This is a genomic window from Novosphingobium olei, from assembly GCF_037076535.1.
GTDB lineage: Bacteria > Pseudomonadota > Alphaproteobacteria > Sphingomonadales > Sphingomonadaceae > Novosphingobium > Novosphingobium olei.
This window is the reverse complement of record NZ_AP029021.1, coordinates 652529-673111: the sequence shown is the minus strand read 5'-3', so window position 1 is coordinate 673111 and position 20583 is coordinate 652529. Positions and strand designations below refer to the sequence as shown.

The 20583-nt window shown below is 65.8% G+C and carries 23 protein-coding genes; 21 read left to right on the top strand and 2 right to left on the bottom strand.

Annotated elements, in window-relative coordinates:
* Window positions 1-167: 167 nt before the first annotated feature.
* Genes flgB through AACH40_RS03105 form a run of 13 tightly spaced genes read left to right on the top strand, consistent with a single transcriptional unit; the run spans window position 168 to window position 9891 of the window.
* Complete coding sequence (flgB, locus tag AACH40_RS03165; RefSeq protein ID WP_169492235.1) at window positions 168-515, top strand: flagellar basal body rod protein FlgB; 348 nt, start codon at window positions 168-170, stop codon at window positions 513-515.
* Between the two features lie 29 nt (window positions 516-544).
* Window positions 545-937, top strand: coding sequence for a flagellar basal body rod protein FlgC (flgC, locus tag AACH40_RS03160; protein WP_169492784.1), 393 nt, complete (start codon window positions 545-547; stop codon window positions 935-937).
* Entirely contained in the window at window positions 937-1212 is a 276-nt protein-coding gene (locus tag AACH40_RS03155) for a flagellar hook assembly protein FlgD (protein ID WP_169492234.1), read from the top strand. The genes flgC and AACH40_RS03155 overlap by 1 nt, the downstream gene beginning before the upstream one ends.
* 34 nt (window positions 1213-1246) lie before the next feature.
* On the top strand, window positions 1247-2059 hold the full coding sequence (locus AACH40_RS03150; RefSeq protein ID WP_169492233.1) for a flagellar hook-basal body complex protein: 813 nt from the start codon (window positions 1247-1249) through the stop codon (window positions 2057-2059).
* A gap of 19 nt (window positions 2060-2078) precedes the next feature.
* Entirely contained in the window at window positions 2079-2819 is a 741-nt protein-coding gene (locus AACH40_RS03145) for a flagellar basal body rod protein FlgF (protein WP_338644157.1), read from the top strand.
* Between the two features lie 14 nt (window positions 2820-2833).
* Window positions 2834-3622, top strand: a complete 789-nt coding sequence (gene flgG, locus AACH40_RS03140; RefSeq protein ID WP_169492231.1) for a flagellar basal-body rod protein FlgG — start codon at window positions 2834-2836, stop codon at window positions 3620-3622.
* Between the two features lie 2 nt (window positions 3623-3624).
* Entirely contained in the window at window positions 3625-4362 is a 738-nt protein-coding gene (locus AACH40_RS03135; RefSeq protein WP_338645905.1) for a flagellar basal body L-ring protein FlgH, read from the top strand.
* A 19-nt stretch (window positions 4363-4381) separates the two neighbouring features.
* Window positions 4382-5488, top strand: coding sequence for a flagellar basal body P-ring protein FlgI (locus AACH40_RS03130; RefSeq protein WP_169492230.1), 1107 nt, complete (start codon window positions 4382-4384; stop codon window positions 5486-5488).
* Window positions 5485-5877 carry a rod-binding protein gene (locus tag AACH40_RS03125; RefSeq protein WP_338644156.1) on the top strand — a complete coding sequence of 131 codons (393 nt, stop codon included), beginning with the start codon at window positions 5485-5487 and terminating at the stop codon, window positions 5875-5877. Before AACH40_RS03130 ends, AACH40_RS03125 begins: the two co-directional genes overlap by 4 nt.
* 4 nt (window positions 5878-5881) lie before the next feature.
* Window positions 5882-7219: a flagellar hook-associated protein FlgK gene (flgK, locus tag AACH40_RS03120; RefSeq protein WP_169492228.1), complete on the top strand. Its 1338-nt coding sequence runs from the start codon at window positions 5882-5884 to the stop codon at window positions 7217-7219.
* An 8-nt stretch (window positions 7220-7227) separates the two neighbouring features.
* A complete protein-coding gene (locus tag AACH40_RS03115) occupies window positions 7228-8148 on the top strand; it encodes a flagellar biosynthesis protein FlgL (RefSeq protein ID WP_338644155.1) in 921 nt (306 codons plus the stop codon).
* A gap of 24 nt (window positions 8149-8172) precedes the next feature.
* Window positions 8173-9036 carry a flagellar motor stator protein MotA gene (gene motA, locus AACH40_RS03110; RefSeq protein WP_169492226.1) on the top strand — a complete coding sequence of 288 codons (864 nt, stop codon included), beginning with the start codon at window positions 8173-8175 and terminating at the stop codon, window positions 9034-9036.
* A 15-nt stretch (window positions 9037-9051) separates the two neighbouring features.
* Window positions 9052-9891: a flagellar motor protein MotB gene (locus tag AACH40_RS03105; protein WP_338644154.1), complete on the top strand. Its 840-nt coding sequence runs from the start codon at window positions 9052-9054 to the stop codon at window positions 9889-9891.
* A gap of 146 nt (window positions 9892-10037) precedes the next feature.
* On the opposite strand, the gene AACH40_RS03100 is transcribed toward AACH40_RS03105, so the two are convergent.
* On the bottom strand, window positions 10038-10619 hold the full coding sequence (locus tag AACH40_RS03100) for a MarR family transcriptional regulator (protein WP_338644153.1): 582 nt from the start codon (window positions 10617-10619) through the stop codon (window positions 10038-10040).
* Between the two features lie 384 nt (window positions 10620-11003).
* A complete protein-coding gene (locus AACH40_RS03095) occupies window positions 11004-11804 on the bottom strand; it encodes a flagellin (RefSeq protein WP_338644152.1) in 801 nt (266 codons plus the stop codon).
* 230 nt (window positions 11805-12034) lie between these two features.
* Here AACH40_RS03095 and AACH40_RS03090 point away from each other — a divergent pair, with 230 nt between their 5' ends.
* The 8 genes from AACH40_RS03090 to AACH40_RS03055 all read left to right on the top strand — a co-directional run bounded on the left by AACH40_RS03090 (window position 12035) and on the right by AACH40_RS03055 (window position 20566).
* Window positions 12035-13312: a sigma-54 interaction domain-containing protein gene (locus tag AACH40_RS03090; RefSeq protein WP_422394875.1), complete on the top strand. Its 1278-nt coding sequence runs from the start codon at window positions 12035-12037 to the stop codon at window positions 13310-13312.
* Window positions 13309-13674, top strand: a complete 366-nt coding sequence (gene fliE / locus AACH40_RS03085) for a flagellar hook-basal body complex protein FliE (RefSeq protein WP_169492221.1) — start codon at window positions 13309-13311, stop codon at window positions 13672-13674. Before AACH40_RS03090 ends, fliE begins: the two co-directional genes overlap by 4 nt.
* A gap of 3 nt (window positions 13675-13677) precedes the next feature.
* Complete coding sequence (fliF, locus tag AACH40_RS03080) at window positions 13678-15408, top strand: flagellar basal-body MS-ring/collar protein FliF (RefSeq protein WP_338644150.1); 1731 nt, start codon at window positions 13678-13680, stop codon at window positions 15406-15408.
* On the top strand, window positions 15405-16433 hold the full coding sequence (fliG, locus tag AACH40_RS03075) for a flagellar motor switch protein FliG (RefSeq protein WP_206069401.1): 1029 nt from the start codon (window positions 15405-15407) through the stop codon (window positions 16431-16433). Before fliF ends, fliG begins: the two co-directional genes overlap by 4 nt.
* Window positions 16426-17070, top strand: coding sequence for a FliH/SctL family protein (locus AACH40_RS03070; RefSeq protein WP_338644149.1), 645 nt, complete (start codon window positions 16426-16428; stop codon window positions 17068-17070). The genes fliG and AACH40_RS03070 overlap by 8 nt, the downstream gene beginning before the upstream one ends.
* 8 nt (window positions 17071-17078) lie before the next feature.
* The gene (locus AACH40_RS03065) at window positions 17079-18407 is read left to right on the top strand and encodes a FliI/YscN family ATPase (RefSeq protein ID WP_338645903.1); all 1329 of its coding nucleotides are present in this window, start codon (window positions 17079-17081) and stop codon (window positions 18405-18407) included.
* Window positions 18397-18825, top strand: coding sequence for a hypothetical protein (locus AACH40_RS03060; RefSeq protein WP_338644148.1), 429 nt, complete (start codon window positions 18397-18399; stop codon window positions 18823-18825). Before AACH40_RS03065 ends, AACH40_RS03060 begins: the two co-directional genes overlap by 11 nt.
* 79 nt (window positions 18826-18904) lie before the next feature.
* Entirely contained in the window at window positions 18905-20566 is a 1662-nt protein-coding gene (locus tag AACH40_RS03055) for a hypothetical protein (protein WP_338644146.1), read from the top strand.
* Window positions 20567-20583: the final 17 nt, after the last annotated feature.

Below are 20583 nucleotides of genomic sequence, written 5' to 3'. Positions count from 1 at the left end.
GCCGGAGGCGGCAACGCTTTGCCGGAAGCACACGATGCCAGGACCTCGCTGCGCAGACTGCAAAGCGCGGATCGGCGCCCATTGCAGCAAGTTTCGCCGCAATTGGCACGCCCTTTGCTGAATGATCGGCACGAATACTCTCACCCCGCACCAAGGGCCCTCATACGATGAGCGATACCTTATTCGGAATTCACGGCGCGGCGCTGGAACTGCGCTCGCAACGCATGGGCCAGCTCGCCTCGAACATCGCCAATGCCGGCACCCCGGGCTACAAGGCCAAGGACATCGACTTTGCCACGGCCCTTGCCGCCCGCACCAGCGGCGCCAGCGAGGACAAGGCGATCAGCACGGCAACGCGCTACCGCGTGCCGGTCATGCCCAGCCTCGATGGCAACACCGTCGAAATGGCCACCGAACAGACCGCCTTTGCCGAAAACGCGGTCGGCTATTCCGCCACGCTCAGCTTCATCAAGGGCCGGGTGGAAACGATCACCCGCGCGATCAAGGGCGATTGATCGTGGCCGGCCCCGTCAATCGCAACCCCATGACGCTGTTCGATGTCGCCGGTCGGGCGATGTCGGCGCAGCTGGTCCGGATGAACGCCGCCGCGTCGAACCTGGCCAATGCCGGGACGGTCGCCGCCAGCGAACAGGAAGCCTACCGCCCGTTGCGCGCGGTGTTTGCCCAGCAGCTCGATGGCGCGACCGGTCTTTCGACGGTCAAGGTCGATGGCGTCTACCGCTCCGATGCCACGCCCATCCGCGAGCACAACCCCGATCACCCGCTGGCCGATGCCAACGGTGATGTCTGGTCCGCCCCGGTCGATGAAAACGCCGAGATGGTCGAGATGCTCGAAAGCAGCCGCCAGTACCAGAACGTGGTCGAGGCGATGCAGACCGCCAAGCAGCTGATGCTCGAAACGATGAGGATGAAGTGATGACCACATCTGTCACCAACACCGCCGCCACTGCGACTACCGCGACGGCAACCACAACCTCGAAGAAATCGGGCTGGGACTCGCTCGGGGCGGGGGACTTCCTGAAGCTGCTGACCGCGCAGCTGCAGAACCAGGATCCGACCCAGCCGACCGACAACATCCAGATGGTGACCCAGCTGGCCCAGTTCTCCTCGCTGTCGAACAGCACGTCGATGGCCGAAACGCTCAAGACCATCTCGGACCAGCTCGCGACGCTCAACAGCAAGTTCGCCTGAAGCCCCTCGCCGCCATCAGAACAAGGAACGATCGATGTCTTTCTACACCTCTCTTAACGGCCTCAAGAACGCGCAGACAGACCTGAACGTCATCAGCCACAACATCGCCAACGCGGAAACCGTGGGCTTCAAGCGCAGCCGTACCGAATTCGCCGACATCGTGGCCGGCAGCGCCTTCACCAATCCCAAGCAGATCCAGGGCATCGGCGCGACGCTTACATCCATCACCCAGAACTTTGCCCAGGGTGCCGTCCAGCAGACGGGGTCCGCGCTCGACCTGATGGTCAACGGAGACGGCTTCTTCACGACCAAGTCGTCTATCACCGGCAACACCTACTACACCCGCAACGGCGCGTTCTCTCTCGATGGGAATGGCCTGGTTCAGGACGGCTCGGACAACGTGCTGCAGGTTTTCCCGACCGATGCCGCAGGCAACGTCACGGGCACCACGCCGACCGATTGCGTCGTCGCCTCGACAAACACGGCCGGCGCGGAGTTCGCGGGCCTGACCGTGCTCGAGAATGGCAACGTAACCGCCTCCTACGCCGATGGCAGCAATACCGTGGTCGGCAAGATCGCGGTCGCCTCGTTCATCGCGCCGACCGGGCTCAAGCAGGTCGGCTCGTCGAACTGGGTCTCGACCGGCATCTCCGGCACGGCGACGTACGGCCAGCCGGGCGCTGGGCAGTACGGGGACATCCTGTCGGGTGCACTGGAACGCTCGAACGTCGACATTGCCGAGGAACTGGTCGGCCTGATCACGGCGCAGCGCGATTTCCAGGCGAATGCCAAGGCGATCGATACCGCCAGCCAGATCTCGCAGACCGTGATCAACCTGCGCACCTGACGCCTGAGGACCCGCTTCGATGGATCGCCTGATCTACACCGCCTATTCCGGCATGAGCGGCTCCATGGTCCGTCAGCGGGTCATTGCCAGCAACATGGCCAATGCCCAGACCACCGGCTTCCGCGCCGAAATGCTCAATGCCTTGCCCGTCACACTGAAGGGCCCCAGCCTCGAAGCGCGCGCCATGACCGAAGGCGAAGTGCGTGGCGCCAGCATGAAGCAGGGCACGATCGTCGAGACGGGCAACCCGCTCGACATCGCGCTCGAAGGCAAGGTGATGCTGAGCGTGCAGGCCGAAGACGGCAGCGAAGCCTACACTCGGCGGGGCGATCTCTCGATCGATCCGACCGGCCTGCTGGTCAACGGCGACGGACGCCCCGTCGTCGGTGACAGCGGGCCGGTGACGGTGCCGCTGGGATCGAAGGTCTCGATCGGCCCCGACGGATCGGTGCTCGTGGCCGACCCCGCTACGCCCGACACGCCGCCCCAGCAGGTTGCCCGCCTGAAGCTTGCGAGCTTCGAGGGCTCCCAGATCGAAAAAGGACTCGACGGGCTGTTCCGCGTGGTCGGCGGCGGCGTGCTGCCGGCTGACGAGGAAGCAAAAGTCCACACCGGCGCCCTCGAACAATCCAACGTCGATCCCACCGCCATTCTTGTCGAGATGGTCGAGGCACAGCGCCTCTTCGACATGCGCACCAAGCTGATCGCGACGGCCAAGGAAGTGGACGAGAACAGCGCCACCCTGATGCGCCTTACCTGACGGAGACCTGATCCATGCCTTCATCCGCCCTCCACGTCGCCCGTACCGGTCTGGAAGCCCAGGACACGCGCATGCGCGTGATCGCGAACAACCTCGCCAACGTCGGTACGACCGGATTCAAGCGCGACCGCGCGAACTTCGCGACGCTCGCCTACCAGGACGCCCGCGTTGCCGGGCAGCAGTCCTCCGGCGAAACCGCCTATGCCACGGGGCTCAACCTCGGCACCGGCGTGGGCATTCAGGGCACGTCGCGCATCGACAGCCAGGGTTCGCTGCAATCGACCAGCAATGCGCTCGATCTGGCGCTCGACGGCGACGGATACTTCCAGGTCGCGCTGCCCGGCGGGCAGCTGGCCTACACCCGCGCCGGCAACTTCTCGCGCTCGTCCGAAGGGCAGCTGGTCACGTCGCAAGGCTATGTCGTGCAGCCGCCGATCACCGTGCCAGAAGGTGCGAGCGCGATCACGATCGCCCCGGACGGAACCGTCTCGGCCACGGTGGCGGGTTCGGGCACACCGACCCAGCTCGGCCAGATCACCATTGCCAGCTTCACCAATCCTTCGGGCCTGCAGAACAAGGGCGACAACTTCCTGCTCGAAACCGCGGCCAGCGGCGCGGCGCAGGTCGGCATCGCCGGACAGGATGGACGCGGCCAGATCCGACAGGGCTACCTCGAGGCATCGAACGTCAATGTGGTCGAAGAACTGGTCGACATGATCGAATGCCAGCGCGCCTACGAGATCAACTCGAAGATGATCTCGGCCGTGGACGAAATGCTCAAGAACGCGAACCAGACGCTGTGACGATGTTCAGGGCGCCGTTCGACACCGCATTCGACGATGTATTTGTCCCCCGCCGGGCGCGCCGTCTTCCGCGCCCGGCAACCATCTTTCTTGCGGCCGTTGCACTCGCAGGCGGGATGTGGCTCGCACCCCCGGCGCACGCCAAGGGAAAGCCGGCGCCAGGCTTCGAGCCTGCCCTGCCCCCCTCGCCCACAGCGCCGCAGGGCAACGGCGCGATCTTCAACGTGGCGGCCGGATACGCCGGCCTCGTCGAAGGGCGCCGCGCCCACGCCGTCGGAGATCCGCTGACGATCGTGCTGGTAGAGCAATTGACCACGTCGAAATCGGCAGGATCGAAGACCCAGCGCAGCGGCGATTTCAACATCGTGCCGCCGACCGCAGGCCCACTGTCCTTCCTCAACCCCAACGCCCTTAAAGCCTCGGGCGGATCGTCGTTCAACGGACAGGGCAACGCGACCCAGACCAGCTCGCTGGGAGGTTCGGTTTCGGTGACCATCGCCGAAGTCCGCGCCAACGGGACCGCGCTCGTGAAGGGGGAAAAGCGCTTGCTGCTGAGTCAGGGCAACGAATGGGTCCAGTTCTCCGGAATCGTCCGCCTGGGCGATATCGACGGAGACAACTCGATCCCCTCCAGCCGCGTCGCCGACGCCCGCATCGAATATGCCGGAAACGGCGCCGTTACCCGCGCCAGCCGCGAAGGCTGGCTGTCCAAGTTCTTCAACGCAATCAGCCCGTTCTGACGTCGGGGAAGCCAAGATCATGCGCCGCCTGTTCTATCTCGTCCTTGCCCTGATGACCTTGGCCACGCCGCTTGCTGCGCCGGTCGCCCATGCCGAACGGGTGCGCGATCTGGGCGCCTTTCAGGGCGTGCGGACCAACCAGCTGACGGGCTATGGCGTGGTCGTGGGCCTGCCTGGCACGGGCGACGACAATCTCGATTACCTTACCCAGGCGATGCGCGGCGTTTCCGGCCGCCTTGGTGTGCAGCTGCCGCCCGGCGTCTCGCCCGGCCTCAAGAACGCGGCCGCCGTGCTGATTACCGCGGATCTGCCCGCCTTTGCCAAGCCGGGGCAGCGCATCGACGTTACCGTGAGCACGATCGGCAAGGCGAAGTCCCTGCGCGGCGGTGCGCTGATCCTGGCACCGCTTTATGGCGCCGATGGCCAGATCTACGCGATGGCGCAGGGCAACCTTGCCGTCGGCGGCCTCGGCATTACCGCCAAGGACGGATCTCAGCTGACTGTCAACGTGCCCACCGTGGGCCGCATCGCCGATGGTGCAAGCGTCGAACGCGCGGTCGCGACCGGTTTCGATACGGGCGAGATCCTGCGCTGGAACCTGTTCCAGGCCGATTTTCTGACCGCAGCCCGCGTGCGCGATGCCATCAACACGCGCTATCCGGGCACCGCGGCGGTCGAAGACGGCGTGACGCTCGCACTGCGCCTGCCCGATGGCGCAGACCGCCGCGCCAGCACGATGGCCGCGATCGAGATGCTGCAGGTCTCACCGGCCGAGGCGGCCGCCAAGGTGATCGTCAACAGCCGTACCGGCACCGTCGTGATCAACAGCGCCGTCCGCTTGAGCCCCGCTGCGATCAGCCACGGCAAGCTGGTGGTCAAGATCGACGAAAAGCCCCAAGTTTCGCAGCCTGGGCCGTTCTCGCGCGGGCAGACTGCCGTCACGCCCAACAGCCAGATCAGCGTCTCCGAACAGGAAGCGCATGTGGCGATGTTCAAGCCCGGTGCCTCGCTTTCTTCGCTGGTCGATGCGCTCAACAAGCTTGGCACCAGCCCGTCGGATCTCGTCGCCATTCTCGAGGCGCTCAAGGAGGCGGGCTCGCTCAAGGCGGAGATGGAAATCCTGTGAGCGTGCTCCTTCCCTCCACCGTCACCGACACGACGGCCACCGCGCAGGATGCGAAGACGGCCGAGCGGCTCAAGCTGCGCCAGGCCGCTGAAGGCTTCGAGGCGATGTTCGTCCGCCAGATCCTCTCGGCCGCCCGGCAGGGCAGCTTCGGAGGGGAAAAGGACCTCTTCGGGGGGAATCCCGTAGGCGGGAATGACGATACCTTCACCCAGATGCGCGATGAAAGGTTTGCCGAGATAGCTGCCCACAGCGGTGCTTTCGGACTCGCCCGCCAGATCGAGGCCCAGCTCGCACGCGGGCTCGAGATGAGCAACGCAGCCGCCACCAGCGCGGCCGCAACATCGACCACCGGCTCCACCGCCGCCACACCGTCAGCCACGGAGGGCTGAAGCTATGTCTTCCGACCTGCTCTCGATCGGCCGCAGCGGCGCCAAAGCAGCGCGCATCGCGCTCGATGTCACCGCGCAGAACATCGCCAACGCATCGACCGACGGCTATGTGCGGCGCAGCGCTTCGCTGTCCGAAGTTGCCTCGACCGGCTATTTCGGCACGTCGCGCGATGTTTCGCTTTCGGGCGTGCGGGTCAGCCAGATCCAGCGCAATGCAGACGCCTTCCGCCAGTCCGAAGTGCGGCGCACCGGCGCCGATACCGCGCGGGCCGATGCCGAAGTCAGCGGCCTGCAGAACATCGAAGCGGCGATCGAACAATCGAACGCCTACAGCTCGGTGACCGATTTCATGAGCGCGCTGCAGCAGCTCAAGCAGAACCCCACCGACACATCGCTGCGCGCCTCGGTTCTCGAATCCGCGCGCAACATGACCGGCACCTTCCAGATCGCCTCGCAGGAACTCGATGCAGTGGGCAACGGCCTTCAGTTCACCGCGAACCAGGGGGTGACCGAGGTGAACCGCATGGCTGCCGAGCTCGCGCGCACCAACCTGCGCCTGACCCGCGCCGCCGATGCGAGCAGCGACCAGACGACCCTGCTCGACCAGCGCGACAACCTTCTCCAGCAGATCAGCCAGTACGGCGATGTCGCGACAACCTTCGCAACCGATGGCAGCGTCCAGGTCCGCCTCGGCGGGTCGGGCGGCGCCCTGCTCGTCGATGGCGGCACGGCAACGACGTTGACCGCAACTACGGCAAGCAACGGCACGATGAGCTTCGCGCTCGGCTCGGCCGCCGTTACCCTGTCGGGCGGTTCGCTCGCCGGCCAGCAGCAGGCGCTGTCCAAGCTCGCACAAATCCACGGCGATCTCGACACGCTCGCCGGCAAGATCGTGACCACCGTCAACACCGCCAACGCAGCCGGCAGCGACCTTGATGGCAACCCCGGGGCAGCGATCTTCTCGGGCACCACTGCTGCAAGCTTCACGCTGGTCGCCGCGAACGGGCGCAAGATCGCCACTGCTGCATCGGGTGCAGCGGCCGGCAGCCGGGACACCACCAACCTCGATTCACTCCAGAGTGCGCTCAACGCCGACGATCCCGCCGTGGCGATGGACGACATCATCTTCGACATCTCCGCCACGGTGAACGGCCGCAAGATCACGCGCGATGCGCTCAAGACCATTTCGGATTCCGCCAAGACCGCGCTTGCCGCGCAGTCGGGCGTCGATCTGGACACCGAAGCCGTGAACCTCGTGCGCTACCAGCAGGCATTCCAGGCTTCGGGCCGGGTGATGCAGGTCGCGACGACGCTGTTCGATACCCTGCTCAACATCCGGTAAGGCCCGCCATGACGATCTTCGCCACCAGCACCAGCGCCTTCTTCGACCGAGGCGCACTCGACCTCACCTCACTGCGTTCGCAAGCCGAACAGCTGCAGAGCCAGATCGGATCGGGCCAGAAGCTGACCGCATCGTCCGACGATCCGCTGGCCGCTTCGCGCCTTCGGATGCTCGCGCGCAACGATGCGATCGCCAAGATTGATACTGCGGCGGCCAACCGGGCGACCGCCGACCTCAACCTCGTCGATTCCGCGCTCAACGAATTCGCCAGCTTCGTGACGCGGGCCAAGGAACTGGCGACCCAGGCGGCAACCGGAACGCTGACCGACAGCCAGCGCAAGTCGATCGCCACCGAACTTGGCCAGATCCACGGCAACCTGGTGGCACTGGCAAATTCGCGCGACAGCGCGGGCAACGCGCTTTTCGGCGGCGATACAGCCGGCAATGCCTACCAGCTCGATAGCGCGGGCAACGCCAGCTATATCGGCAGCGGCAGCGCTGGCGAGCTTTCGCTGGGCGATGGGCAATCGGTGGCGCGCAGCTTCACCGGCCCCGAATTCCTCGAATTCCAGTCGGGCGGCACGTCCAAGGATCTGCTCGCCACGATCAAGGGCCTTGCCGATACGCTGACCACGGGCGGGACCGGCGCTGCCAGTGCTGCCAACGCCGCGTTGACAACGCTCGGCGATGGGCTGGACTCCATTACCACCACGCAGACCGTGCTCGGCGCACGGCTTTCGTGGATCGACCTCAACACCCAGCGCCAGCAAGTGATGGGAGAGACCCGCTCCGAAGAGCAATCGACGCTTGGCACGACCGACCTGACCGAGGCGCTGACCCGCCTAAGCGAGCTGTCGACCGTGCTTCAGGCAAGCCAGGCGAGCTTTACCAAGCTTGCCAGCCTGTCGCTCTTCGACCTTCTCAAGTAATCGACCCAGAGGGCTTGCCCGGACATGTACGCAGGCATCGGCATCGTTGTTCTTCTGGCGATGGTCTTCGGCGGCTTCGCCATCACCGGCGGCGCGCTCGGCCCGGTGATGGAAGCGATTCCGCACGAAATGCTGATCATCGGCGGCGCCGCGCTCGGCGCCACCATCACTGGCAACTCGCTCCATGAACTCAAAGGCATCGGCGCCGGCTTCGGCAAGGTGTTCAAGGGTCCCAAGCACAACAAGCAGGATCACATAGACGCAATCGTCCTGTGCACGAAGTTGATGAAGATCCTCCGCTCCGACGGCCCCGTCGCCCTGGAAAGTCACGTTACCGATCCCAAGAATTCGCCAATTTTCGCCGAATACCCCCGCCTGCTTGGCAACCACGCGCTCACCGCGCTGATCTGCGATACGCTGACGTTGATCGTGGTGTCGTCGGGCACGCTTGAAGTGCACGCGGTCGAGGACGTGATGGACCACGCGATGAAGACGCACTTCCACGAAGAAAGCGAAGCGCAGCACGCGCTGCAGGGCCTCGCCGACGCGCTGCCCGCGCTGGGGATCGTGGCCGCGGTGCTCGGCGTGGTGAAGACCATGGGTTCGATCGACAAGCCGCCTTCGATCCTGGGCGCGATGATCGGTTCGGCGCTAGTCGGCACATTCATGGGCGTTCTGCTCGCCTATGGCATGGTCGCACCGCTGGCGGGCCGGCTCAAGCAGGTGCTCGATCAGGACGAGATGATCTTCCAGGCCGTCAAGCAAGTCATCATCGCGAGCCTTCATGGCTGGCCGCAGCCACTCGTCGTCGAAAGCGCGCGATCGGGTCTCGGCCATGCCTTCCGCCCCGGGCTTTCCGAACTGCTCGACGCGCTGCGCGGTCGCTAAGAAGGACGGCTCGCGATGGCAAAGGCACCCAAGGGCAAGGCTGAACCGCCCAAGCCGATCATCGTCAAGAAGATCACCGTGGTTGCCGGCGGCCACCACGGCGGCGCCTGGAAAGTCGCCTATGCCGACTTCGTGACCGCCATGATGGCCTTTTTCCTGCTGATGTGGCTGCTCGGTGCAACGACCGAAAAGCAGCGCAAGGGCATCGCCGATTACTTCACGCCCACTCTGGTCAAGATGAAGGAAGGCAGCGCCGGCTCCTATGGCCTGCTCGGCGGATCTTCGCTGACCGATGCCGACAGCTATCAGCATCGCGCCGGCCAGACCGGCACCAAGAGCCTGACCATCCCGCGCGATGCCACCGGCGGTGCCAAGGACGGCGGGTCGAAGGTCAAGCGCACGGCTGCGCTCGAACAGAAGCTGCAGCAGAAGCTCGCCGCGAACGAGAAGTTGCGCAAGTTGTCGCGCCAGGTGCGCATGACCATGACGCCGGAAGGCATCCGCCTCGACCTTGTCGACGATGCCAAGTTCTCGATGTTCCAGCTGGGCACCACCATCCTTACGCCCGACGCGCTCGAACTCGTCACCGCGATCGGACAGGTGCTGTCCACCGACGTGTCAGGGCTCACCGTGCGCGGCCATACCGACTCGTTGCAATGGAAGCCTGGAGACGCGGCGAACAACTGGTCGCTTTCCGCCGGCCGCGCTGAAGCGACACGTCAGGCGCTGATGCGCAGTGGCATCGCCGAATCCCGCTTCCACCGCATCGAGGGCGTTGCCGACAAGGAACCCCTGGTTCAGGACAACCCGGCAGATCCGCGCAACCGCCGCATGTCGATCCTGCTGCTCAATTAATTCCGCAGCGATTGCGGCCATCGCCCGCGATCGCCAGCGCTCGCTCGCAATCGTACGGCGGGGCCCACAGTAAATTCAGCGCCCCGCGAAAGCACTGTGAACTGTGCAGGCCGCAGCGCTGCGACTCCCGGGAGCCAGGTTTCTGATCAAGCCGCCGCGCCGGCCGCATTCGCCGGCCGGCCCGGTTGCTGAAGGCTGCTTGCAAAGTAGGTGCGCAAGCGCCGGCGAGCCGAAGCCGTAAGCGAGATCCACACACGCCTGGCATCGCGCGGGTCCGCCCTGCGGGCGATCAGACCCTGGTTTTCGAGGAGCTGGATCCAGCGCAGCCCCGTGGCGACGGGCACGTTCGCCCCGATGCATGCGCTCGTCGTGGAAACCTGACGGTCCTCGCAAGCGGCGATGAACAAGTCGAGAAGCATGTCCCAGGCCGGTTCGCCGAACAGATCCGCATCGAACATCTCCGCGCGTCTGCGGCGATCGCGATAGAGCTTCTTGGCGATCCCGAGCGTCAATTCTTCGGCGTTGAACGCGGTGCGTGCCTGATCGGCAGCATCGATGGCGCCATCGATCGATGTAGAGGCAAGGCGGCTCCGGACATCACCGACCAGCGCTTCGAGTTCGGAGGCAAGGCCAGACAGACGCCCTTGCGCCGGACATTCAGACAGATCCGCAGACGTCGCACCAACGGCTCCGCATCCGACCTCCACCACGCTCTGCGCTCTTGCCATCCTTCTTAACCCCCGAAACTGTCGAAGAGAGGTGCGGCGCCCGCGTCGCTTCGATGTCGATAAGAAAATTCCGAGATTTACGCGCATATACAATGGCATAATTTCGGGATGAGGCGAGCCGCAGGCGAGATGAACGGATTTCCGCGCATTTCCGCCATGATGGTGGGCCAATCGATTGCCAAAACCGAGACGGCGATCGGGCAACTTATTTCCAGATGGCTCTAAACTGTTAATTATATGCAATAAAATTCGCGCCGACTCGCACTGCGAGCCATAGCGGCTTGGCCATGGCAATGCCGCATGTCCAACGGCCCGAAACCCGGCGATCGGGGGATCGCCGGGTCCGGGCCGCCTGGTGGAGACAGGCGATTACTCTGGACGATCTTAACGCAGCAGCGACAGCACGTTCTGCTGGCTCTGGTTGGCCTGCGCGATCATCGCCGTCGACGCCTGGCTCAGGATCTGGGCCTTGGCCATCGCGGTGGTTTCGGCCGAATAGTCGGTGTCCTGAATGCGCGAACGCGCGTCCGACAGGTTGGTGATGTTGTCGTTCAGGTTGTTGACGACCGATTCGAGGCGGTTCTGGCCTGCACCGAACGAAGCGCGCGCGGCGTTCACTTCACCGAGCGAGGTGTCGACGTCACCGATCGAGGTGGTCGCGTCGCCCGAGGTGCTAACATCGAACGTAACCGCAGCGATGCCCTTGCTGGTGATGTCGACGGTATCGCTGGTGTCGGCACCGACCTGGATCGTGAAAGTGCTGTCGGCGGTGCCGAACACGGCGTTGCCGTTGAACTTGGTGTTGGTCAGCACATTGTTGATCTGGGTCGACAGTTCCTGGACTTCCGCGTCCATGTAGCCGCGGTCCGAATCCTGGTACGTGCCAGAAGCCGACTGAACCGCCAGTTCGCGCACGCGCTGCAGCATGTTGGTCACTTCGTTGAGCGCACCTTCCGCCGTCTGCGCGAGCGAGATGCCGTCGTTTGCATTGCGCACGCCCTGGCTCATGCCCTTGATCTGCGCCGTCATAGTGGTGCTAATCGCGAGGCCGGCTGCGTCGTCCTTGGCGCCGTTGATGCGCTTGCCGGTCGACAGACGCTCCATTGCCGTTGCCGCCATCTTGCCAGCCGAGTTGGAGGCGTTGGCAGCCTTGATGGCGCTGATGTTGGTGTTGATAACCGCCATTTTTTCTCTCCAGTGAGATCGTTCCCGAAAGACTGCCCGATCGTCGATGGATCTGGCCGTCGGGGGTAAGACCGGCAGAAAGTTGCCGGGTTTAAGGGTGCCGCCTGCCGGAATCTGCCGGACATCAGGGCTGACACTAGGGGAAACCCCGCAGCTTAAAGTTCCGGCCCGTTTGACGTTTTCGCGCGAAAAGACCCTCGGAAGACATGGTTAAGACGGGGGTTCAGAAGATGAGTCGCGGGAAAACACGATTGCACATTTCGGATGCGGCGAGCCGTCTGCACGCGCCGCTGGTCCAACGTGCAACGGGCATCGCGGCAAGCTTCGGCGGCGCCTGCGTGGAAGTGCGGGACATTTCCGACAAGATCCCTGCCGACCCGCGGCGATCCTCTGTGATGCTTGAGCGCGCGGACAGTTGCTCGATCGCCCGCCTCGCCGGCGGTCAGCGCCTGGTGCTTCGCTACACCGACGGCGCATCGCCCGGCGCGCTGGCCGCGCTGATGGCCTGTGCTTCGGCGCCGGGCGCGCCGATTGCGGCCGATCCCGAGAGCCTTTCGGTGCTGGCGCTTGCCGAACGCATCGCCGCAAGCGAGATTCCCGTCCTGATCAACGGTCCGACGGGAACCGGCAAGGAAGTCCTCAGCCGCTTCATCCACGAGCGCTCCCCCCGCGCTGACAAGCCGTTCATCGCGATCAATTGCGCCGCCATGCCCGAGACCATGCTCGAGGCCATGCTGTTCGGCCACCAGAAGGGCTCCTTCACCGGTGCCAATGCCGCTGGCGAAGGCTTCTTCCGCGCCGCCAACGGTGGAACGCTGCTGCTCGACGAGATCGCCGAGATGCCGCTGTCGCTCCAGGCTAAACTGCTGCGCGCGCTGCAGGAAGGCGAAGTCGTTCCAATCGGTGCGACCACCCCGGTCAAGGTTGACGTTCGCGTGATCGCCTGCGCCAACCGCGATCTGCCGCTCGAGGTGGAAGAGGGGCGCTTCCGCGCTGACCTGTTCTACCGCCTCAACGTCTTTCCGCTCGCCCTGCGTCCATTGAGCGAACGCAGCGAAGACATCGCCCCCCTCGCCTTTGCGATGATCCTGCGGCACGTGCCCGCCGGGCAGGCGATTCCTTGGCTATCGGACGCTGCAATCGCGATGCTCGCCTGCCACGCCTGGCCGGGCAACGTGCGCGAGCTGGAGAACGTGATCCGCCGCGCGCTAGTCCTTGCCGGCAAAGCCCACGAGATCGGCCCCGAGCACATCGCGTTCGACCGCGCCGTCCGCCTTGCCGGAATCGAGGCGCAGGCCGAGACGGCATCGGCTGGCGGAAAGCTGTCCAACATCGTGCAGCTTTCCGAAGCGCGCGCGATCCTCGCCACGCTGGAAGCATGCGGTGGCAGCCGTGTCGCCGCGGCGCGCCAGCTCGGCATTTCGGAACGCACGTTGCGCTATCGCCTGGCCAGCTTTCGTGAGGCCGGCATCGCCTTCGGCGGGCTCGCTGCGGGAGGCAGGCGATGAGCGGCATCGGCGCCATTGGCGGCGCAACCGGCGTTCAGCAGATCATGGCCCTGCGCCAGCAGATCGTCGAACGCTCGCAGCTGCTGCAGCAGATCCGCAACCCGGGCGATGCGACCGCCGAAACCGGTGGTACCGCTCCAGCTGGCGGCTTCACCGGTGCGCTCAAGTCCGCGCTGGAACAGGTTTCTGCGACGCAGCAGAAAGCCGACGTTCTGAGCGAGGGCTATGAAAAGGGCGAAGTCACCGACGTCGCCAAGGTCATGCTCGCCCGGCAGGAATCCGGCGTCGCCTTCGAAGCCACGCTGCAAGTCCGCAACAAGCTGCTGTCCGCGTACCAGGACATCATGCGGATGGGGATCTGATAGATGGCGGATCTCGTTCCCGCGTCCTCCGGCACCCTGCCGGCAGGACCGGCACCATCGTTGCTTGCGCCGCTGACCGATCCGGCCGGCGGCCCGGTGCTCACCCGCATCGGCCAGTTCATGGGCCAGCCGCCGGTGCGGCGTGCCCTGCCATGGTTCGGCGGTGTCGCCGCTGCGGGGCTCACGGGTCTCCTGTGGCTGACCATGGCGCCTGCACCGCAACGCGTCCTGTATTCGGACCTTTCGGACAGCGAACGCGCGCAAGTCGTCGCGGCGCTCGACAAGGCGTCGATCCCCTACACCATCGACAACGCCACTGGCGCCCTGTCGGTGGGCGAGGACGATCTCTACAAGGCCCGCATGGTCGCCGCCTCCGACGGTGCGATCGCCACGCCCGAAACGGGCGAGCAGATGATCGACAAGCTTCCGATGGGCGCCAGCCGCACGGTCGAAGGCGAACGGCTGCAAGCCGCGCGCGAACGTGAGCTGGAACTGACGGTCATGCAGATCGACGGGATCGAGGCCGTCCGCGTCCATCTTGCGGAACCGGAAAAGTCGGTCTTCGTGCGCGAGAGTTCGCCACCGTCGGCCTCGGTCATGGTCAAACTCGCCCGCGGTCGACAGCTGTCCGACAGCCAGGTCGCCGCAATCGTGAACCTGGTCGCTGCCTCGGTGCCGGGCCTTTCGATCGATGCGGTGCGCGTGATCGACCAGCACGGCCGGCTGCTGTCGTCCGACAAGCCGGGCGACAACGATCGGCTAGAGATGCAGGGACGGATGGAAGAAAAGCTGCGCCAGCAGGTTTCCGCCCTCCTCACCCCGATGCTCGGCGAAGGTAACTTTTCGTCCGAGATCCAGGTCGAGCTCGACATGGACCAGACCACGTCGGCACGCGAAAGCTATGACAAGAACGGTGCGGTCCGCCAGGAATCGCAGTCCGCTTCCCAGTCTTCTGGGGCAGGTGCGGCCGCTGGCGTGCCCGGCGTTCTCTCCAACACCCCGCCTCCACCGACCACGCCCCAGCCGGGCGCGCCGGGAGCCACGCCGACTCCGGCGGCAACCCCCAGCGCTGCACCCACCAACGGCGAAAGTTCGTCGACCAAGACCTATGAACTTGGCCGCGAGGTGGCGGTGGTCAACGCTGGGCCCGGCAAGATCAAGCGGCTTTCGGTCGCGGTCGCGCTGTCTGGCGCGATCATGGCCAAGGCCAAGCCGGCGGAGATCGAACAGATCAAGCAGCTCGTCTCCGCCGCCGTCGGCGCGGACACGACCCGTGGCGATCAGGTGGCCGTGGCGGTGCGTAGCTTCCAGCCAGCTGTGGTGACCCCGCCCAAGTTCTGGGAAACGCCCTGGTTCGCAACGATCCTGCGCAACGTGGTGGCGCTTTTGGCGGTGCTGATGACGCTGCTGCTGGGTGTGCGGCCGCTGATCAAGGCGCTGAAGCGCGATCCCGCCGCGGCAGGCGGCAAGGCGCGTAAGAAGAAGGGCAAGGCTGGCGACGAAGATGAAGATGCCGAAGCGGGCGATGGTGACGAAGATGGCGAGGGTGTCGAAGGGGCAAGAGCGGCGACGCGGCCGGCCCAGCTCACCAACCCCGCCACCGGCCAGATCGACCCCGAACTGCTGAGCGCCCAGGTCGGCCTCGCCCAGCGGCTGGTCGCAGAAAAGCCGGACAGCGCGGTCGAAGCGCTGCGGCAGATGCTCAGGGAACCTGAAGAGGAAGGCGCGCGATGAGCGAAATGAGCGCAATCGAGGGCGACGCGACGATCAGCGATCCCGAACGCGCGGCCGTCATGGTCATGCTGCTGGACGACGATCAGGCGGCCCACCTGCTGTCCCAGCTCGAACCTGGCGAACTGCGCCTTCTCGGCGAAAAGATGTGCGCGCTGGGCGAGATCGGACCCCGCACCATCGCTCAGGCCATCGTTGGCTTTGTCGAAAAGACCGAGAAGCTGGGGCTGACCGCGCATGATCGCGTGGGCCAGGTGCGCACGCTGATGACCCGCGCCGTTGGAGAAGTGAAGGCCGACAGCCTGATGCAGCGCATCGCCCCCGAAGCGGCGAGCGCCACCAGCTCACTGGAGCTGGCACGCTGGCTGACGCCGCAGGTGCTGGTGCCGCTGGTTCGCGATGAACATCCGCAGGCGATCGCAGTGCTGCTGGTCCAGCTCGATCCCGAGGTGGCCGCTGCGGTCCTCCACGCCCTGCCGGACGCGATCCAGACGCAGGTGGTTCACCGCATCGCCACGCTGGGCCCGGTCGCGCCCGAGGCGATTGTGATGCTGGAAGAGATGCTCGCTCGGCGCATCACCGAATGCCACGGCCGCGCCGCGCTCACCATGGGTGGCCCGCGCGAAGCCGCCGACATCATCAACGCGGCCGCCCGCGCGGTCGAAAAGCGGGTCATGCCCGAGATCGCCAAGCAGGACAAAGCCCTGGCCAAGGCGATCGAAAACGAGATGTTCAAGTTCGAGCACCTCTACGTGCTCGACGATAAGTCGATGGGATCGCTGCTGCGCGAAGTCGATTCCGACACGCTCATCGCCGCGCTCAAGGGCATTCCGGAAGAACAGCGCGACTGCTTCTTCCGTGCCATGTCCAGCCGCGCCGCCGACGGCGTGCGCGACGAAATCGCGGGGCGCGGTCGCATGAAGATGGCCGAAGTGATCGAGGCGCAGAAGGCGATCATAACCGCCGCCCGCCGTTTGTCGGCCGAAGGCGTGATCGTGTTCGGCGCGGGCGACGACGATTATGTCTGAGATGCTGCATGATCGGTTCGCCCTATCCACGCCACGCGCACACGCCCTTGCCGACCTGATCGGCCTCGGTTCGGGCCCCTTTGCCCGCGACGCGCGCTTCGTGCCCGCGGGCGAGCGCACCGCGATCGAGACGGCCTCGCTTTCGCGTGGAGCCGCCCAGCCCGAGGAAGATCCCGTTCAACAGGCCTTCGCCGACGGCTACGCGCAAGGGGCGGAGGATGCGCGGCGTGCTGCGCAAGTCGAACAGGCCGAGGCCGATGCCGCGCGCCACCGCATCGAGACGGCGCTCGTGCGCATGGACGAAGCGCTTGTCCACCAGTTGCACGATCGCCTGCGCCAGACGGTTCTCGCGTTATGCGACAGTCTGCTGGCGGGCGTCGCGACCGATGCGGAAGCGCTGGGACGCAGGGTTTCGGCCGCAGCCGCGATGCTGGCGAGAGCCGACGATGCACGCGTGATCCGGCTTCATCCCGAAGACCTGGCCCTGGTTCATGCCCGTCTTCCCGAAGCCTGGCACTGCGAGCCCGATCCGGCGCTGGAACGCGGCGCGATCCGCGTCGAAGGCGCGCATGGCGGCGTCGAGGATGGCCCCGAGCAGTGGCGCCGGGCCATCGAGGACGCGCTCAGGCAATGCTGAACACGGCCATGTTGAGCCCCGCCATTCCCATGCTCGGCCGCTTCGCCGAAGCGCATCCAGACTTTTCCCCGCGCCGCTTCGGCCTGCTGTCCGCCTGTGACGGTGGCCTGCTGGAAGTAAGCGGGCTGTCTGTGCCGATCGGCACGCAATGCCGGATCGCGCACGGCGCGGGCTCGCTTGCCGCCGAAGTCATCGGCTTTCGCAACGGCAACACGCTGATGATGCTGCTGGGAGACACGGTGCTGCTGCGCCCGGGTTCGCGCGTCCGGCCCGAAGGACGGCCCGGCATGCTCCCGGTCGGGGAAGCCTTTCTGGGCCGCGCCGTCGATGGCGAAGGCAAGCCCATCGACGGGGGCCCAGCGATCGAAGCGAGCCGGGAATGGCCTTCGGGCGGCATACGCGCCGGCGCGCTCGACCGCTCGCCGGTACGCCTTGCCTTCGACACAGGCGTACGTGCGCTCAATGCGCTCACCACGTTCGGCGTAGGCCAGCGCATCGGCGTGATGGCAGGTTCAGGCGTCGGCAAGTCCGTGCTGCTCGACATGATCGCCCATGGCGCCGAGGCCGAGATCGTCATCGTCGGGCTGATCGGCGAACGCGCGCGCGAAGTTTCCGATTTCGTGGAACGCCACATGCACGGCAGCAAGCGCGAGCGCAGCGTCGTCGTCGCCGTGCCGGCCGACCATGCGCCAAACCTGCGCATTCGCGGTGCGATGCTGGCAACCAGCATGGCCGAATACTTTCGCGCCAAGGGCAAGCGCGTGCTGCTGATCATGGATTCGCTTACCCGCGTCGCCCACGCCGGCCGCGAGATCGCGTTGCTGCTGGGCGAGCCCGGCGCGGCACGTGGCTACCCCCCTTCTGCGCTCGCTACGATCACCAAGTTGGTCGAACGCGCCGGCAATTCCGCGGCGAGCGGCGGTTCGATCACCGGGCTCTACACCGTGCTCGCCGATGGCGACAACCAGGACGATCCGGTCGTCGACACGGCCCGCTCGATCCTCGACGGTCACATCGTCCTCTCGCGCGATCTGGCCCAGCGCGGACAATATCCCGCCATCGACATTGCCGCGTCGTTGAGCCGCGTGATGAGCGATATCACCGCGCAAGACCATCAGCAGCTCGCCCGGCAGTTCCGCGCTCTGGTCGCCACCTACGAGGCGAACCGCGACCTCGTGCTGATGGGCGCCTATCGCAACGGCACGGATCCCCAGCTCGATCGCGCGATTGCCATGCATGACGCGCTCAGCGGCTTCCTCTCCCAGAGCCAGCGCGAAGTCATCGCAATGGATGCCAGCATCGCGGCGTTGACCCGCCTGCTCGGCCATGAAGGCTGAGCGCGCCCGTCTCGCGCGGTTGCAAAGGCTGGAACGCATTCGTGACGTGGCGCGGCGGACCGCGCTGGCTGAGGCGGGCAAGGCCGAAGGCACCCTCGCCCAGCTCGAAGCCCTTGGCCACCGTACCCGCACGCTGGTGAGCGATTACGGTGCGCGTGGCGATGCAACCGATGCCGGATCGCTGCAGCAATTGCACAAGTTCGTCCGCGGGCTTGAGCGGATCGCTTCGGGCAACGAACGCGATGTCGCGCGGGCTCGCACGATCGCCGATGCGCGGGCGGCCGAAGCCGCCGAGGCCGAACGTCGCCGCGCTGCCGTTCAGGATCGCGCCGAACAGCAGGCCCGGCGCATCGCTCGGCTGCAGCAATCGAATGCGGCCCCGGCAGCGGCGCAACGTCGCAATCGCGACGAAAGCTGAGCGACTTCGGACCGATGCCCCAAACTGGCACGCATCTTGAAGAGTGTGTCCTGTCAGATCGTTGAGGAGGATCCGTTTCATGGTCGAGATTGCCGCCAATGCCGCAAACACGATTTCCCTCGGCGATACCCTTGCGGCGCTGACCGCCGGTGCAACCACGAATTCCGCCACCGCAAGCCCGAATTCGCCCGGTTTTGCCGAGGCGCTCGTCAACGCTCAGGCGCTGAATCCCGAAGGATCGACCGGCGGCAAAGGCTTGCAGGACGTTGCCGCCCGGCAGAGCCTTGCCGCCGCCGTTGCCGCCACCGGCCAACTGCGACAGTCAGGTCTTGAGCTTTCAGGGGCCGCCCCTGCACGCATGCCCTCATCCACGATCCAAGCGGACGCGACGACCGACGATGCGACCACCGACGAAACCACTGATTTCGTCCAGGCCCAGCTGACAGCTCTCCCGATTGCAGGTGAAGCCGCGGCGCAACTGGCACGTGCAATCCTGTCGGCACCGACGACGACGCTTTCCGCTCCATCAGCGACCAATGCGGCCCCTTCAGGCGTCCAGACCCTCGCCACGACGCTTCCGCCCAAGGTCACCACGACCGTGGAAGAAGCGGCAACGCCAAGCGCGAAAGGGTTGGACACCACGGCGATCGCGCTGACAATGGAAACCCCGCTTGACGGACAAGCTACCAAGGCTGGGGCCTCTGCTACCTTCAATGCCACGGCCACGGCTCCCGCCACCGACACGCGAACCATCACCGAGGCAGAGCCGGAAGCAAAACCAGGCGTCACCGCGAAGACCTTCAAGTCTGCCGCAACACAGACCGCGACGACGACGGCGCCATCGACGACAAGCCGCACCGGATTGCCCGAGGCATCCCGCGAAGACGTCCCGATGCCGGCCGAGTCCCCGGCATCCGAGGTCATCGTGGCAGCCAAGGCGATCCAGGCGGAAGACAGTCCGGGCGCATCGCCCCGCAACACCGCTGGCTCGCAGCGCGAAGACCGGACCGCCACCCCCGACAAGGCCCTGCCAGCCCGGGTGGCCGATGCCATCCAGAGCGACAACAAGCCTGCGGCAACAAGCAGCCAGCTCGACAAGGCTGGCGCCACGAGGTCCGAAACGCAGGCGGACGCTTCCGCGACCGCGCAAACCGCTGTGGCACCGGGCACAACCACGCCGATCCAGACCACCAGCAACAATGCCCAGGTCGCCTTTGCGCCGAACGACCAGACTGTGCAGAAGCCGGTGAGCTTCGGCACGCTCGTCGACGCGATCGCCCGTGCGCGGACCGACGCGGAAGGTTCGGCGGCACCGATAGCGGTCGCGCTCAACCATACCGACTTTGGCAAAGTCTCGCTGCGCTTCAAGGCCGAAGAGGACGGCCTTTCCGTCGCCATGTCCAGCAGCGACCCGGGCTTTGCGCCGGCGGTAGCATCGGCCAGCGTGACCGCCGCCTCCGCCGGCCAGCAAGCATCGGCCAGCCAGCAGGATGCGAACCGAAACGAAGCGACGGCGCGCCAGTCGCAGCAATCGCAGCAGGCCCAGCTTGCCGACGCGGGCGCTGCCGGCACCGGGGCGAACGGCCAGAGCCAGGGCAATGCCGCGCAGGCCGGGCAAGGCGATCCGCGCCAGCCCGCAACGCGCGGAACGGCAACCGCCGGCACCGCCAGCCCTTCCACGCGCGATCGCGCCACGACCGCAACGCCGCAGAACAATTCGCGCCACGGCATCTTCGCCTGATCCGCGCCGTTAGACCT

Bases quoted from the DNA above. Each gene is read 5' to 3' on its own strand.
- AACH40_RS03060 (WP_338644148.1), top strand. From the start codon at position 18,397: ATGAAGGCTGAGCGCGCCCGTCTCGCGCGGTTGCAAAGGCTGGAACGC.
- AACH40_RS03100 (WP_338644153.1), bottom strand. From the start codon at position 10,619: ATGGCAAGAGCGCAGAGCGTGGTGGAGGTCGGATGCGGAGCCGTTGGT.
- flgB (WP_169492235.1), top strand. From the start codon at position 168: ATGAGCGATACCTTATTCGGAATTCACGGCGCGGCGCTGGAACTGCGC.
- AACH40_RS03135 (WP_338645905.1), top strand. From the start codon at position 3,625: ATGTTCAGGGCGCCGTTCGACACCGCATTCGACGATGTATTTGTCCCC.
- AACH40_RS03130 (WP_169492230.1), top strand. From the start codon at position 4,382: ATGCGCCGCCTGTTCTATCTCGTCCTTGCCCTGATGACCTTGGCCACG.
- AACH40_RS03070 (WP_338644149.1), top strand. From the start codon at position 16,426: ATGTCTGAGATGCTGCATGATCGGTTCGCCCTATCCACGCCACGCGCA.
- AACH40_RS03090 (WP_422394875.1), top strand. From the start codon at position 12,035: ATGAGTCGCGGGAAAACACGATTGCACATTTCGGATGCGGCGAGCCGT.
- AACH40_RS03065 (WP_338645903.1), top strand. From the start codon at position 17,079: ATGTTGAGCCCCGCCATTCCCATGCTCGGCCGCTTCGCCGAAGCGCAT.
- flgK (WP_169492228.1), top strand. From the start codon at position 5,882: ATGTCTTCCGACCTGCTCTCGATCGGCCGCAGCGGCGCCAAAGCAGCG.
- flgG (WP_169492231.1), top strand. From the start codon at position 2,834: ATGCCTTCATCCGCCCTCCACGTCGCCCGTACCGGTCTGGAAGCCCAG.
- fliF (WP_338644150.1), top strand. From the start codon at position 13,678: ATGGCGGATCTCGTTCCCGCGTCCTCCGGCACCCTGCCGGCAGGACCG.
- motA (WP_169492226.1), top strand. From the start codon at position 8,173: ATGTACGCAGGCATCGGCATCGTTGTTCTTCTGGCGATGGTCTTCGGC.
- AACH40_RS03055 (WP_338644146.1), top strand. From the start codon at position 18,905: ATGGTCGAGATTGCCGCCAATGCCGCAAACACGATTTCCCTCGGCGAT.
- fliG (WP_206069401.1), top strand. From the start codon at position 15,405: ATGAGCGAAATGAGCGCAATCGAGGGCGACGCGACGATCAGCGATCCC.
- fliE (WP_169492221.1), top strand. From the start codon at position 13,309: ATGAGCGGCATCGGCGCCATTGGCGGCGCAACCGGCGTTCAGCAGATC.
- AACH40_RS03150 (WP_169492233.1), top strand. From the start codon at position 1,247: ATGTCTTTCTACACCTCTCTTAACGGCCTCAAGAACGCGCAGACAGAC.
- AACH40_RS03145 (WP_338644157.1), top strand. From the start codon at position 2,079: ATGGATCGCCTGATCTACACCGCCTATTCCGGCATGAGCGGCTCCATG.
- flgC (WP_169492784.1), top strand. From the start codon at position 545: ATGACGCTGTTCGATGTCGCCGGTCGGGCGATGTCGGCGCAGCTGGTC.
- AACH40_RS03095 (WP_338644152.1), bottom strand. From the start codon at position 11,804: ATGGCGGTTATCAACACCAACATCAGCGCCATCAAGGCTGCCAACGCC.
- AACH40_RS03115 (WP_338644155.1), top strand. From the start codon at position 7,228: ATGACGATCTTCGCCACCAGCACCAGCGCCTTCTTCGACCGAGGCGCA.
- AACH40_RS03105 (WP_338644154.1), top strand. From the start codon at position 9,052: ATGGCAAAGGCACCCAAGGGCAAGGCTGAACCGCCCAAGCCGATCATC.
- AACH40_RS03155 (WP_169492234.1), top strand. From the start codon at position 937: ATGACCACATCTGTCACCAACACCGCCGCCACTGCGACTACCGCGACG.